The sequence below is a fragment of the Candidatus Nitrosopumilus sp. genome (assembly GCF_028278985.1).
Taxonomy (GTDB): Archaea; Thermoproteota; Nitrososphaeria; order Nitrososphaerales; family Nitrosopumilaceae; genus Nitrosopumilus.
Genome location: NZ_JANQTA010000003.1, coordinates 1 through 13,930, shown reverse-complemented (window position 1 = coordinate 13,930; position 13,930 = coordinate 1). Strand labels below are relative to the sequence as shown.

17 protein-coding genes and 2 tRNA genes are annotated in these 13,930 nt (G+C 33.9%); 7 read left to right on the top strand and 12 right to left on the bottom strand.

All coding sequences use genetic code 11. From position 1 onward, the window contains the following. Positions 1 to 24: 24 nt before the first annotated feature. Entirely contained in the window at positions 25 to 2,121 is a 2,097-nt protein-coding gene (locus Q0941_RS01830; RefSeq protein WP_299290792.1) for a 4-hydroxybutyrate--CoA ligase, read from the top strand. A 73-nt stretch (positions 2,122 to 2,194) separates the two neighbouring features. After that, on the top strand, positions 2,195 to 3,721 hold the full coding sequence (locus Q0941_RS01825; protein ID WP_299290791.1) for a 4-hydroxyphenylacetate 3-hydroxylase family protein: 1,527 nt from the start codon (positions 2,195 to 2,197) through the stop codon (positions 3,719 to 3,721). 6 nt (positions 3,722 to 3,727) lie between these two features. On the opposite strand, the gene Q0941_RS01820 is transcribed toward Q0941_RS01825, so the two are convergent. The 3 genes from Q0941_RS01820 to Q0941_RS01810 form a co-directional block, all read right to left on the bottom strand. Continuing rightward, positions 3,728 to 4,105, bottom strand: a complete 378-nt coding sequence (locus Q0941_RS01820; protein WP_299290789.1) for a response regulator — start codon at positions 4,103 to 4,105, stop codon at positions 3,728 to 3,730. 316 nt (positions 4,106 to 4,421) lie between these two features. Beyond that, positions 4,422 to 5,162, bottom strand: a complete 741-nt coding sequence (locus tag Q0941_RS01815; RefSeq protein ID WP_299290787.1) for a signal peptidase I — start codon at positions 5,160 to 5,162, stop codon at positions 4,422 to 4,424. A 36-nt stretch (positions 5,163 to 5,198) separates the two neighbouring features. After that, entirely contained in the window at positions 5,199 to 5,945 is a 747-nt protein-coding gene (locus Q0941_RS01810; RefSeq protein WP_299290785.1) for a zinc-ribbon domain-containing protein, read from the bottom strand. A gap of 114 nt (positions 5,946 to 6,059) precedes the next feature. On the opposite strand from Q0941_RS01810, the gene trxA reads away from it, so the two are divergent. Together trxA and Q0941_RS01800 are read left to right on the top strand one after the other, a co-directional pair. Next, on the top strand, positions 6,060 to 6,386 hold the full coding sequence (gene trxA, locus Q0941_RS01805) for a thioredoxin (RefSeq protein WP_299290783.1): 327 nt from the start codon (positions 6,060 to 6,062) through the stop codon (positions 6,384 to 6,386). Positions 6,387 to 6,452: 66 nt separating this feature from the next. Beyond that, the gene (locus Q0941_RS01800) at positions 6,453 to 6,992 is read left to right on the top strand and encodes a zinc-ribbon domain-containing protein (RefSeq protein ID WP_299290781.1); all 540 of its coding nucleotides are present in this window, start codon (positions 6,453 to 6,455) and stop codon (positions 6,990 to 6,992) included. 26 nt (positions 6,993 to 7,018) lie between these two features. Here Q0941_RS01800 and Q0941_RS01795 read toward each other — a convergent pair whose 3' ends face one another. After that, entirely contained in the window at positions 7,019 to 7,378 is a 360-nt protein-coding gene (locus Q0941_RS01795) for a zinc ribbon domain-containing protein (RefSeq protein ID WP_299290778.1), read from the bottom strand. A 100-nt stretch (positions 7,379 to 7,478) separates the two neighbouring features. Here Q0941_RS01795 and Q0941_RS01790 point away from each other — a divergent pair, with 100 nt between their 5' ends. Continuing rightward, a complete protein-coding gene (locus Q0941_RS01790) occupies positions 7,479 to 8,108 on the top strand; it encodes a hypothetical protein (protein ID WP_299290776.1) in 630 nt (209 codons plus the stop codon). 173 nt (positions 8,109 to 8,281) lie between these two features. Here Q0941_RS01790 and Q0941_RS01785 read toward each other — a convergent pair. Then, a tRNA-Ala gene (locus Q0941_RS01785) sits at positions 8,282 to 8,353 on the bottom strand. 73 nt (positions 8,354 to 8,426) lie between these two features. Here Q0941_RS01785 and Q0941_RS01780 point away from each other — a divergent pair. Then, complete coding sequence (locus Q0941_RS01780; protein ID WP_299290774.1) at positions 8,427 to 9,827, top strand: amidohydrolase family protein; 1,401 nt, start codon at positions 8,427 to 8,429, stop codon at positions 9,825 to 9,827. A gap of 41 nt (positions 9,828 to 9,868) precedes the next feature. Then, positions 9,869 to 10,078, top strand: coding sequence for a hypothetical protein (locus tag Q0941_RS01775; RefSeq protein ID WP_299290772.1), 210 nt, complete (start codon positions 9,869 to 9,871; stop codon positions 10,076 to 10,078). 16 nt (positions 10,079 to 10,094) lie between these two features. Here Q0941_RS01775 and rpiA read toward each other — a convergent pair whose 3' ends face one another. From rpiA to Q0941_RS01740, 7 genes are all read right to left on the bottom strand, one after another. After that, positions 10,095 to 10,769 carry a ribose-5-phosphate isomerase RpiA gene (gene rpiA / locus Q0941_RS01770; protein WP_299290770.1) on the bottom strand — a complete coding sequence of 225 codons (675 nt, stop codon included), beginning with the start codon at positions 10,767 to 10,769 and terminating at the stop codon, positions 10,095 to 10,097. Then, a complete protein-coding gene (locus Q0941_RS01765) occupies positions 10,770 to 11,744 on the bottom strand; it encodes a hypothetical protein (protein ID WP_299290768.1) in 975 nt (324 codons plus the stop codon). Continuing rightward, positions 11,745 to 11,912 carry a 50S ribosomal protein L37e gene (locus tag Q0941_RS01760; RefSeq protein ID WP_299290766.1) on the bottom strand — a complete coding sequence of 56 codons (168 nt, stop codon included), beginning with the start codon at positions 11,910 to 11,912 and terminating at the stop codon, positions 11,745 to 11,747. Positions 11,913 to 11,921: 9 nt separating this feature from the next. Beyond that, the gene (locus tag Q0941_RS01755; protein ID WP_299290764.1) at positions 11,922 to 12,158 is read right to left on the bottom strand and encodes an LSm family protein; all 237 of its coding nucleotides are present in this window, start codon (positions 12,156 to 12,158) and stop codon (positions 11,922 to 11,924) included. 56 nt (positions 12,159 to 12,214) lie between these two features. Next, positions 12,215 to 12,937 carry a creatininase family protein gene (locus tag Q0941_RS01750; protein ID WP_299290762.1) on the bottom strand — a complete coding sequence of 241 codons (723 nt, stop codon included), beginning with the start codon at positions 12,935 to 12,937 and terminating at the stop codon, positions 12,215 to 12,217. A gap of 5 nt (positions 12,938 to 12,942) precedes the next feature. Next, complete coding sequence (locus Q0941_RS01745) at positions 12,943 to 13,785, bottom strand: formyltetrahydrofolate deformylase (protein WP_367277459.1); 843 nt, start codon at positions 13,783 to 13,785, stop codon at positions 12,943 to 12,945. 52 nt (positions 13,786 to 13,837) lie between these two features. Further along, a tRNA-Leu gene (locus Q0941_RS01740) sits at positions 13,838 to 13,925 on the bottom strand. Positions 13,926 to 13,930: the final 5 nt, after the last annotated feature.

Below are 13,930 nucleotides of genomic sequence, written 5' to 3'. Positions count from 1 at the left end.
CAAAATCCTTAGATCCAACATATCATGTCAGAATCAGCTATCTTATCTCCAAAATCTATTGCAGTAATTGGAGCTTCTGACAAAAGAGGAAGTGTTGGTGCAACAATCACATCTAATATTATGAATGGTTTCAAAGGTACAGTATTCCCAATTAGTCCTACAAGAGAAAAGGTCTTTTACAAAAAGGCATACAAGAGTGTCTTAGATGTCCCAAAACCAATTGATCTTGCAGTTATTGTCATCAAAAACACATTGGTTGCACCAGTTTTAGAAGAATGTGGAAAAAAGAAAATCAAAGGCGTCATTATCATCACTGCAGGTTTCAAAGAAGTTGATGAAGAAGGTGCAAAAAGAGAACAACAAGTAAAAGATATTGCTAAAAAATATGGAATTCACGTTATTGGTCCTAATTGTTTGGGTGTGATGAATCTTGATCCTAAAACAATGATGAACTCAACATTTCTCAAAGTTACTCCAAAATCTGGAAAGATTGCTCTTGTTTCCCAAAGCGGAGCAATTTGTGCTGCTCTTGTTGAGGATGCTAGCGCACAAGGAATTGGTTTTTCAGCAGTAGTTAGTCTTGGAAACAAAGCTGCAATGAGTGAAGTTGATGTCTTGAAAATTCTTGCAAAACACAAGCAAACCGAAGTTATTGTAATGTATCTTGAGGACATGGGAGATGGTCAAGAGTTCCTAAAAGTTTGTAAAAATATCACTAAAAAACTCAAAAAACCTGTTTTGGTTCTCAAATCAGGTAGAAGTCCAGAAGGTGCAAAGGCAGCAATGTCTCACACTGGTGCTCTTATGGGTTCAGATGAAATCTATGATGCATTGCTAAAACAATCTGGTGCAATTCGTGTTGATACTATGGAAGAGCTCTTTGATTATGCTACTGCATTTTCTAAACAACCATTACCATCCAAAGGTGAATTGGTTATAGTTTCTAATGCAGGAGGACCTGCAATCATCTCAACTGATGCATGCTCTAAAATGAAAATAAAAATGGCAAACATTACTAGCATTAGAAAGAAAATTGATGAAGTAATCCCACCTTGGGGAAGCTCAAGAAATCCTGTTGATATTGTTGGTGATGCTGATTTCAATAGATTCCATAATGTTTTGGATAGAGTTCTTAAACATCCTAAAGTTGGTTCAGTAATCACAATGTGTACTCCATCTGGAACACTAGATTACGATAAATTAGCAGAAGTGGTTGTTGAAATGTCTAAAAAATACAAGAAAACAATGCTTGCAAGTTTAATGGGTCTTGATGAAGGTATTACTAATAGAGAAATTCTTGCTAAAGGAAATGTTCCATACTATACTTATGCAGAAGGTGCAATCAGAACTCTTGCTGCAATGATTAGATTCTCAAATTGGGTAAAATCCCCAACTGGAAAGATAACTAAATTCAAAGTAAACAAAGCTAAAGCACAAAAAATCTTTGATAAAGTAAAAAGTGAAAAACGACCAAACCTACTAGAAGAAGAAGGTCAAGAAGTTCTAAAGGCATACGGTTTACCTCTTCCAAAAAGTACACTTGCAACTTCTGAAGCAGAAGCAGTTAAAGCTGCAAAAAAGATTGGATATCCAGTTGTAATGAAAATTGCATCTCCTCAGATTATTCACAAATCTGATGCTGGTGGAGTTAAAGTAAATCTAACAAATGATGCTGAAGTAAAAGCAGCTTTCAAGACAATTATTAAAAATGCAAAAAGTTACAACAAGAAAGCCGAAATCAAAGGTGTTCTAATTGTTGAAATGGTCAAAGGTGGAAAAGAACTAATCATTGGTTCAAAATTGGAACCTGGATTTGGTCCTGTTATTATGTTGGGAATGGGAGGAATTTACGTTGAAGTTCTCAAAGATGTCACATTCAAACTAGCACCTGTTACAGATAATGAAGCAGATGATATGATTGCATCAATCAAAACTCAAAAGCTTTTGCAAGGTGTTAGAGGTGAGAAACCATCAGATATCACAAAATTGTCTGAATGCATTCAAAGATTATCTCAACTGGTTACTGACTTTAAAGAGATCAAAGAATTAGACATGAACCCTGTTTTGGTAATGGAAAAGGGCAAGGGTTGCAGAATTCTTGATGTACGAATTGGTCTATGATCGCAATTTGTACCTAAATTCTACCTGTAACTAATTTAGAATATTTATACAACATACAGATGAATAATGTTACATGGCTAATGTCTTGAAGACAATTAGAACAGGGGACGATTATATTGAAAGTCTTAGAGGTCGCGATCTCAAAGTCTATCTATTTGGTGAATTAGTTAAAGAGCCTGTTGATCATCCAATGATCAGACCATCAATTAATGCAGTAGCAGAAACTTATGATTTAGCAGTTAGAGAAGAAGCTCTTGCTTCTGCAGATTCTTCGATTACCGGTCTTAAAGTAAATCGATTTTTGCATATTGCAGAAAGTGCAGAAGATTTGGTTTTACAAAATAAAATGCAAAGAAAATTAGGACAAAACACTGGAACATGTTTCCAGCGTTGTGTTGGTATGGATGCAATGAATGCTTTGCATTCAACAACTTTTGAAATTGATGAAAAACATGGTACTGATTATCATAAAAGATTTTTAGAATTTGTAAAAATGGTTCAGAAAGAAAATCTCGTAATTGGAGGTGCAATGACTGATCCAAAAGGAGATCGAGGTAAAGGTCCTGCAGAACAAGAAGACCCTGATCTATTTACAAGAGTTGTAGAAACTGATGAAAAAGGAGTTTATGTTTCAGGTGCTAAAGCTCATCAGACTGGATGTATTAACTCACACTGGATTATTTTGATGCCAACCATTAGATTAACTGAAAATGATAAGGATTGGGCAATTGTTGGAGCAATTCCAGCAGATGCTAAAGGAGTGACCTACATCTATGGTAGACAGTCATGTGATACAAGAAGTATGGAGGAAGGTGACATTGATGCTGGAAATGCAAAATATGGTGGACAAGAGGCATTGATAATTTTAGATAAAGTGTTTATTCCATGGGAGAAAATCTTCATGCACGGTGAATACGAGTTTGCATCTATGTTAGTAGAACGATTCACTTGTTATCATAGACGTAGTTACGTATGCAAAACAGGTCTAGGTGATGTACTCATAGGTGCAGCAGCAACAATTGCTGATTACAATGGTGTACCAAAGGTTTCCCATATCAAAGACAAAATTATTGAGATGACTCATCTTAATGAAACAATTTTTGCCGCAGGGATTGCATCATCTCATCAAGGTCAACCTATGAAATCTGGTGTATATCTTAATGATGACATGTTAGCACAAGTTTGTAAACATAATGTAACAAGATTCCCATATGAAATTAGTAGACTTGCTCAAGATATTGCAGGAGGTTTAGTTGTTACATTACCATCTGAAAAAGACTTTAGACATCCTGAAGCAGGTCCACTTTTGAAAAAATACCTTGCAGGAAGAAAAGGTGCAGATGTTGAAAATAGAATGAGAATTCTTAGATTAATTGAAAACATGACATTGGGTAGAAATGCTGTAGGTTATCTTACAGAATCAATGCATGGAGCAGGTTCACCACAAGCACAAAGAATCCAAATTCAAAGACAAATGCAAGTTGGATACAAAAAGAATCTTGCAAAGAATTTGGCAGGAATTACTAATGATATTGAAGAGCCTGTGGAATCATCTGACTACTTTAAACGAGTATTCAAAACAAAAGATTCTGTTCTGTAATTTCACTTAGACAAATTTGTTGAAAAGAATTTTTTCTGAATTTTGAATTTTCTTAATAATTTCGATAATACTTTCTATTTCAAATGGTTTTTGAATTATTGTAACTGCTCCAAGTTCTTGTAGTCTAATTTCTATATCTGATCCTTGCTCTCCAGTAATCATAATGATATTTGCATTTTCATTGATTTTTTTTATTTCTTCTAATGCCTCAAATCCATTTTTGTTTGGCATGTTCACATCTAATAGTACTATGTTTGGGATTAGTTCCTTGTAAAGCATTATTGCATCATTTCCATCATGACCAGTCCCTACTACATCAAACCCCTTGTAGGTAAGTAATTCCTCAAGAGTACTGACTATCATCTCATTGTCATCTACAATCAAAACGGAATTATCTTTCAGAGTCTTTTACCTCTATACCCGTGTTGAAAATACTAGAAAATTCCCAAACTAACATGTGCCATACCCACAATTCAATCATGCTTGGCAATCAAATTGAGTAGCTTGTTATGCGTATAACTAACAGTTTTTTAAAAAGCGATCATTTTTCCACTTAGATAAGTGATACTACTAATGACAATGATAATTTCTCAGGATCCTTTTTTAGGAAAAATGACGTACTAATAACACCAAGCAAACAGGACGATCTTTGTCTTCGTTGAAGCATATGTGAACCTGTTTGCCTGAAGATTAGCAGAAATTATTCTTTCTTTTCTTCTTCGTTGTCTTTTTCTGGTTCATTATCAGGCATGTCTTCCTGATCTTTTGATTCTACAGATTTTTCAATTTCTTCTAATACATCAGAATTTTCTTTAACTTCTGAATATTCAGAGTCCATCTCCATTTCATTCAAATCAGATAGTTCTTCTTTTGCTTCTTCTGAAGGCTCATCTAGAGTCTCAGTTTCTGTTTTTGGCGAAAATGGAACATTTGCCTCTTCTTTCTTCCTTTTGGCCATCTGTTTTGCTACCATGATTCCAATTACAACTGCAATAATCACATAATTGATTGGAGGCTTCAATAACTGAGTAACATATCCAACTTGTGGAAGTGTATATGCCACTTTTCCAATATATTCTTCAGCAGTTATTGGAAAGTCAGTTCCTGGAATTGAAGCAGGATTAGCATCTCCTTTTGTTCTTAATGTCCTTGGGTCATCATCTAAAATTGACGCTACTCTATGTACAATAACCCGATTATGATCCGATGGTCTGTTAAATACAATAATGTCGCCTACCTCAATTTCTTCAAACGGTTCATGACCTTGAACAATTAACACATCATAAACTTCCAAAACAGGAATCATACTTCCACTTGCAACTACATAAAATGGATTTTGTGTTCCAAATGCAACTTGCAATCCAATCCAAATAACTAGAACTCCAATCCCTACAATTACAATATCTTTGATAACTCCTTTTGAGATGGACTTTTTTGCCAAAATTTTCGCCTTTGTATCCTTGATTAAATTAGATTATTAGAGCTTAGTTCCGCATTCTTCACAGAACTTTGAGCCTTCTTTATTAACAAAGCCACAACTTGGACATTTTCCAGGCTCACTTGATTCAATAGTTTCATTTGGATTTCCTAATAGAACGACTTCTCCTACTTTCTTAATACTGGACCAAGGAATACTTCCTTCTGTTCCATCATTTTGTGTTATTACTAATACCATTGATTGATTAGAATCAATTCCAACTTGTTTTGCAATTCCAATTTTGTTTGCATTTTCATCATAAACTGGTCTGCCTTCAATAGAACTAACTGATGTTGCAGAACTTGGTTGTGTTGTTGTCTCTTGAGGTGTTTCAGGAATTGGTTCTGGTTGAGGTGTTGATTCAACTTCAGTAGAAACTTGAACAGATGGTTCTAATGGTTTTGCATCTCCTACCTCACCTGCTTCATCTTGTTTTTTGAATTCTCTATATTCTGCAATTGTTCCATTACATGATTCACAAATGTATTGTCCTTTTTCAGCTAAAACTAAATTTTCCGCAACTTCTTCATTTGGGTTTTCAAATTCAATTTTAGGAGAACCTTCAAATTCTTTTTCACATGTATTGCAAAAATGTTTACTAATATTTTCAGAATCTAATCTGCCAATTGGTGCTAAAAATAGATCAGGACCGCCCAAATTTCCTTTCATTTGTTGTTCATCGGAAACTTTGGCCATCACATAGCCTCCAGAACCTCTTAGTTTTTTTATTCTAAGTTCTGTGCTCATATCTGGGATTTACCAAAACGTCATTTAAGTATATATCAAATTTTAATCTCCAACAAAAAATATGGTGTAATTCTGGTGAACGTTTTTAGGTACCGTGAGTAAATTATCAATAGAATGGCAGTTACACATGTTTCAGATGCAAAATCTTGGGAAACCGATGTCATAAGTTCTGACGTTCCTGTTTTTGTAGACTTTTGGGCCGAATGGTGTGGTCCATGTAGAATGGTGGGTCCAGTTGTAGAAGAACTGGCAGCTGACTATGATGGCAAAGTAAAATTTGTCAAGGTTAATGTTGATGAAGCCAATGAATTGGCATCAAAATACAATGTATTTAGTATCCCAACCTTAATCCTCCTAAACAAAGGTGAGATTGTCAGCCAACAAGTTGGTGCTGCTTCTAAAGAATCATACAAAAATATGATTGATAGAGCACTTGCTTAAACACAATCACGTTTTTCTTCTTTTTTGATCCTAAAGTAATTAATATTCCAAAAATTGAATCAGATTATGTCATTTGGAGAAGTAGATACACTAAACATGCTATTTGATAAACTTCAAAGTTTATTTGATGAATCTCAGGGATACTATGAATCATTTTTAGATACTAACAACATGTACAAGCAAGGTAAATTAAGTGACAAAGAATTTTTCCAAAAATTAGGTGATTACACTGTTGCATATTCTGCATTAGAATTTCTAGCTATCAAAGTAATTTTTGAAATGAGAAAATCATTAGGTTCTGGTTCAGGAAATACACAATCTCCTGGATTGATGCCGGGAATGGGCCAACCAGGAATGATGGCAGGAGGTATGCCAGGTGGAATGCCACCTAGAGCTGGAACTGCAGATAATCCTGTTGGTGGAGGTCCTCCGGGAATTGTTTCAGCACAAGAAGCTTTTGGTGAAGTAGGAACACTTCCATCACCTGATCCTGCATTGATGCCACGACAAAGTGCACCCCAACAAAGTGGAAATGTTTGTTCTTCTTGTGGTGCTGCTCTAAGACCTAATGCAAAGTTTTGCACAAAGTGTGGGGCTAAAGTATAAAATCAGAATTAAAAAATATTTTTTATTTATTCTTGTGTTGCTCCACATTCAGGACAGAATTTTGCTGTAGCAGATAAACTAGTTCCACATTCTGAACAAAACTTTCCATCTGATTGTGTTTCATTGTAAGCATTTCCAACATTTGCAGAACTTCTTACTGCACCTGATGGCTCGTATTTGTCATCATCAATTAATACCGGTTCAAAATCCTGTTCTGTCAAAAATGTCATCATTCTAGGAATTCCTTTACCATCATTATTTGGATCTGGAACTGAATCTCCTAACCAAAATGCAAATCTCATTAAAGTTAATTCAGGAGTTGAGAATGCTAAAGTATGTTTTGACATGTATTCTTGTGCAGCCTTTTTCCCATCAAATACTTCCATGAAATTGATAATTTTTGTTTATGTATAATAGTTTCTGGAGGGATCTAGTATCAGAAATTTTTTATCTGAATACATGTCTATGAACCTTGGTTAAGGATTCATGGGAAAAAGTGACTTCAAGGAGAAGTTGGTAGTTATAGGATTTTTTGTAGGCATTTTCTTGCCTGTCAGAATGTTATTTGTAGAATATGTTTCAGATCATTGGTTGGGTAGTTTAGGTTTGATTTCAGGTTTAGGTTTCTTATTTTTGATTTTGGTCAAAAAACAAAAACTAGGAACAATTGGCAAAATTTTTGAAAAAAATACTCAAAAAATGGTTTTTGGAAAAACAGCCAAACTTGTAATTGGATTATCTCTAATCTCTTTGTTGTATTTTGGAAGTTCCATGATGTTTATTGATAGAGGTGATTCATTATACTCCGAAGATAAAACTTTGTTTCATGATGCAATAATCAAAGACAATAATCTTGATTCTGTAACTCCAAACAATTTACAAAATATTCAAGTTGTTTATGATTCTCAAAATAGATTAGTGTCTACATTTGATTATGCATTTTCAATTACTTATGCAATAATGAATGATGTTTCAGGTGGTTGGTTAGAGCATCTTTATTTTGTATTATTTGTTGAACAGATTGAGATATTGGGCTTTTTTGTATTTTATCGATTGATTCACAAGAAATCTACTGCAAAAATGTCGAGATTTCAAATTCTACAAACACCTAACTAAGTATTATTGTGCCTTAACTGCTTCATGAGAATCTATGTACCAATTAGACCATCTAGAAATCGAATGCTTGATGATGAGGTTGAAGATGAGTTTAACAAAGAATTCGATGATGAATTTGAAGATTGGTAAAATTAATGATTGTAATTCTTAATCTATTTCTAAAGACATCAAAGTGGACCGGGAGGGAATCGAACCCTCGACATCCTCGTTGCGAACGAGGCATTATACCCCTAAACCACCGGCCCGTAAATTATTTCTTGAATTGAGTTTTTATTCATTTTCTCAACGATTAATAGTTATAACGTACGGAAATTTTCAATGACAGTAGATACTGTAATTGTTGATTCTCATGTAATTCTACCATCTGGAATGATTGACAAAAATATTGTAATTGATGAAGGAAAAATTGTTGGACTAACAACTGATGTTCCTTCTTGTGATAATAAAATTAATGGCAATGGTCTAGTTTCAGTTCCTGGAGCTATTGATCCTCATGTACACTATGGTGTATATTCTTCAATTAACGAAGCTGCAAAAACTGAATCCCATGCTGCTGCAATAGGTGGAGTTACAACCATGATCAGAATGCTTCGATTGGGAGATCCTTTTTCAAGTTCTTTACAAGAGCAATTGGATGCATCTGCAGAAAATCATTATATTGATTACACAATTCATGCATCTGTTTTTAATCCTCAACAAATCAGCGAGATGGATTTTTGTGTAAAAAAAAGAATTACATCATTTAAAATTTACATGAATCTTGCAGGAGAAGTTGGCCATGTTTACATGGATATTCCTCCAAATTCTAGTGGTCTTGTAACTGCTCAAGTTGATGTTAATGACGAAATTGTTGAGCAAATTGTAAAAACTGCAGCATCTCTAGGTTGTCCTGTATGTGTTCATGCAGAAGACTATGAGTCAGTTGGAAATGCAATCAAAACTGCCCAAGAAAAACATCAGGATGGTCTTTCTGTATGGTCTGAAAGCCGCTCTCCTGAATATGAAGCAAAAGCAATCAAAACTGTATCTAAATTTGCAAGAGATTATGATTGCGTAATCTACTTTGTTCATATTGGCTCTAAACGTGCACTGGAGCAAATTGAAGAAGAAAAAAAACTTGGAACAAAAATTTTTGTAGAAACATGTCCACATTACTTGACATTATCATATGAACAGGAAGAAGGATACTTGGCAAAAGTTATGCCGCCTATTAGAACAACAAATGATAACAAAGCACTTTGGGATGCACTGTCATCAAACCGTATTGATACAATAGGAACTGATCATGTTGCAAATCAACTTAAATTGAAACTTGCTGGTGAGGATGTTTGGGATGCACTAGCAGGGTTCCCTGGAATTGGAACTCTTTTGCCTATAATGTTGAGTGATGGTGTTAATCAAAATAGGATCACACTTGAACAGTTTGTTAAATTGACTAGTCAAAATTCAGCTAAAATTTTTGGCATGTATCCTAAAAAAGGTACTCTGGAAAAATCATCAGATGCAGATGTAACAATGATAGATTTGAAAAAAGAGAAAAAAGTTTCTTCAGAACTGTTTGGTGGCAATTCAGACTATTGTGTTTATGAAGGCAAAACTCTCAAAGGATGGCCTGTCAAAACTTTTGTTAGAGGTGAATTAGTTGCTGACAATTTTGAAGTCGTTGGAAAACTTGGTCACGGCAAACTAGTTGAGAGATTTCCAAACACTATCTGTTAAATTATTGTTAATTTCTTATAGTGAAAGATTTTTTCATAATTATGGATATTGCATCAAAAAAACTACCTCTTGCTTTAATTGGTATTTTGTTAGTAATTTTGGTAGTTCAAATAGTCAATAACAGTTCAATTGAAAAATTCATTGATCCTTCTACATGTGAAATTTGGATAAAGAGTTCAGAACCTACAGGACGTCAATACTTGGATGAATTTGATCAAAAATGTCTAGATTTGAAGAGTCTAAATCCTTAATCAGGCACAAATTTACCTAAAGAATATCAAATTTTCCGCCAGTTTTTGCTTTGTAAATGATATCTGGCTTTCTCAAAAATATTCCTGATTCTAAAACTCCTGGAATCAGTTTTATTTTTTGTGATAATGTTTTTGGATTTTTAATTGTACCAAAATCACAATCAAGAATTATGTTTCCATTTTCTGTAAAGAATGGATATCCTCTTTCTAATGTTCTGATTTGAGCAATTCCTTCTAATTTTGTAATGTTTTTTGTAACAGAAGTTCTTGCAAGTGGGTGAATTTCTACTGGAACAGTTCTTGAAAAATTTTTAACAAACTTTGTTTTGTCAGCCATTACAACAACTTTTTTTGCTAAACTAAAAAGAATATTTTCTCGAAGTAATGCTCCACCACCACCTTTGATTACAAATTTGTTTGAATCAATTTGATCTGCTCCGTCAAATACTACATCAATATGATCAACTTGATCAGCTTCAACTAAAGTAATTCCTACTTCTTCTGCTGTTAATTTAATTTGTAAGGATGTTGGAATTCCTACAATGTGTAAATCTTTTACTTCAATTAATTTTGATAATGATTTTACTAATGCAGTTGCAGCTCTTCCACTACCTAACCCAATTACTGAATTATCTTTAACATGTTTTAACGCATCATTTGATAATGCTTTGATAGCATCATCGTAGGACAATTACTCTACCTCAGCTTGATCAAGCTTTGATAGAACTTTCATGATGTCACCTTTGATTTTATCTAGATCATCTCCATCTTCATCAAAATCATCATCAAGTGTTGTGGTCTTTGGTTTTTCTTCTTGTTTTGGTTCTGGAAGTGCTTTATGTTCAGTAATTTTTGCTACTTCTTTAGTGATATCTGGTTTAGTCTCAATTTTTGCTTGAGGTTTTGGAGTTACAGATTCAATAATTTCAATTTTATCTTCAACTTTTGGTTTTGGCTGTGGAATCTCTGCTACGATTTTTTCTTTAGGAGTAACTTCAGGTTGGTAAACTCTAGGTTGTGGCATTGGTTTTGATACCTTTCTTGTTTCTTCTTTTTCTATTAATGGGAATTTTGGTTCTGTTCTTGAAACATTTGTGAGTGTAGTTAATTCAAATGATTGTCTTGACTTTGTTGGTGGAATTACTACTGGTTCTGCTTTTGATTGCTTTGGTTTTTCAAAGTTAAAAGTACTTTTGAAAGGATCTTTTACTTTTGATTTTTCTTGTTGTTTTGTTTGTGATTGCTTGGGTTCTTCAACTTTAGCTGAAACCATCTTTGATGACAATTCGTACAATCTGTCATCAAGCTTTGATAATTTTTGATCCATCAATGTTATCAGACCATCTCCTACAGGACCTAGATCAGGATGTTTACTAGCTTGATCTAATTTTTCTAATTTAGCTAGAACAATTCCTAATTGATGTTGATATTTTAGCAAGAGTTTATCTTTTTGAATTTTTGAAAATTCTGTATCATCTTGATACAATCTAGATATTGTTTTAGTAAGAATATCTTTTTCTATGTTTAAAGAATTGATTTGACTTTTGATATGTGAGCTTGCACCAAGACTTAGTAATTGATTTTTGTCTCTTGGCATCTTCTTTACAGCTGCAGCAGTTGCTACACCAGCTAACGAACTAAGAATAATGGGAGCGATTTCTAACATCTATGTGTACCATTTAATCCAGGAATATTTTCTCATTTTGGCCGCTGGGAAACCACAACTTGCACATACGCCATGGCGTTTGTGGAGTGAGTTCTTACCACATCTTCTACATCTGATGTGAACTTTCTTTTTTGTAAAACCACCCATAGAAGTTGTACCCTTTACCATCTAGATCACCTAATTTTGTGCCGGTGGAGGAGATATCATAACTACATTGTCTCCTCTCACAACGATGGAACCGAGGCCTTTTGCGTCGCCTTCAGCAGGAATTTCCTCTGAAGAATCGAGTAGCAGATTCATGTGTTGGTCAAAACCTAAAAGATTACCTCTAATTGTTTTGCCACCTTTGAGTTTTATCAATACGATTTGATTGATACTCTCATCCAGTACTTTTACTGCCATATCAACGGACATTATACCACTTATTGGCTTTGATATTGAGGGATTATATTAAAATTTCATTGGTAAAACTATGAGCTATGCCCAGTGAGGCAAGTTTGACACTTTTTTCCAAGATTTTTGACGATTTCAGCTAAAATTTCATGTCCGTCCTTTTTTGTCGCTTTTGTTGGATCTCCCCAAATTCCGTTTTTTGTGACTTTGGGAAATGATTCATTTGCAAGTTTTCCTAATTTTTTAATTTCTTGTTTTGACATGCCATCTGTAATCAATCCTTTTTCAGCTTTTTTCATTTTGATATTTTTTGAAATAGCTAACATCAAAGATGTTTCAACAAATCCTGCATGATCAAATTCTCTTTCAGTAAAATGCCAATATGAAAATGAAAATACCTTGAGTTTATTTTTGGTGAGTTTTTTTAATTTAATATCGATATTTTTTAGGGGTTTTAGGTTTCCATGGTGACCATTAATGATGAAAACTGTTTTAATTTTATTTTCTAATAGTGATACACAGAGATCACTTACTACAGAACGTAAAGTTGATTCTCTAATACTGAGATTGAAAAATGGTGCATGCTCAAATGAAACCCCATAAGTAATTGTGGGAAGTAATTGAAATCCATTTTTTTCTGCAATTTTCTTTGAGACTTCTGTAACTATGTCTGAATCAGTAGATATTGGTAAATGTGGACCATGCTGCTCAATAGATCCTATTGGAATAATTGCAACTTGACTCTTATTTTTAATAGATTTTCTTAATTCAGGATCAAATTTAGCCTTGATTTCTGTCATTTAATTCACTTAGATTTAATGTGAACTTTTCTCCAACGAACTTCTAATTTGTTTTCTAAATGCATCTTCATTGCTTTAAGAAGTGTATCTGCTTCAAGTTTCTGTCCTTTAGATTTTATTTTTTCAAGTGTATCGTTTGGATCTACCTTAAAAGAATCCTGGAAAATAATTGGTCCTTGATCTAAGTTTTCTGTTACATAATGAGATGTAACTCCAACAATCTTTGTTCCTCTTTCAAATGCTTGTGCATAAGCTAATGCACCTGGAAATGCTGGAAGTAATGAGGGATGAATATTGATAATTCTATTTGGATATCTCCATACAAAATTTGGTGTTAGAATTCTCATGTATCTAGCTAGTGCAATTAAATCTACATTGTATTTTTTACAAATTTCAATTAGTTGATCCTCTGCTTTTTGTTGATTTTTTTCTTCAATTGCAACAAATGGAATTTTTGCTTTTTTAGCAATTACTTCAAGTGTTCTTTCTGTTCCTACAATTACAGAAAGTTTTCCTTTCAATGATTTTACATTCTTTAGTATAGTTTCAAGACATAATGGTTCCTTTGTAACAAAAACTGCAATATTTTTTTGTGAATTTGTTTCGTGATGTGTACTTACATCCATTTTCTCCTTTTTAGCTAATTTTTGGATCTCTGAATCAAAACTGTTTACATTGATTGATTTTGAAAATGAAACTTCTAGATACATACCAAAAAGACCTTTGACAACATTTTGATTTACTTTTTCAATGTTTCCTCCTTTAGAAAATGCAAAATTTGTAAAAGCAGCTACAATTCCTTCTCTATCTTTTCCTACTACAGTAATTCCTACAACTGTTTTTCTCATGACTTTGTTTTTTGGAGTTTTTCTCATTATTAATCATTCACAGAATTTATTGTGGTGCGGGAGGTGGGATTTGAACCCACGAACTCCTAAGAGATAGGGTCCTAAGCCCTACGCCTTTGACCAGGCTGGGCGACTCCCGCAACGG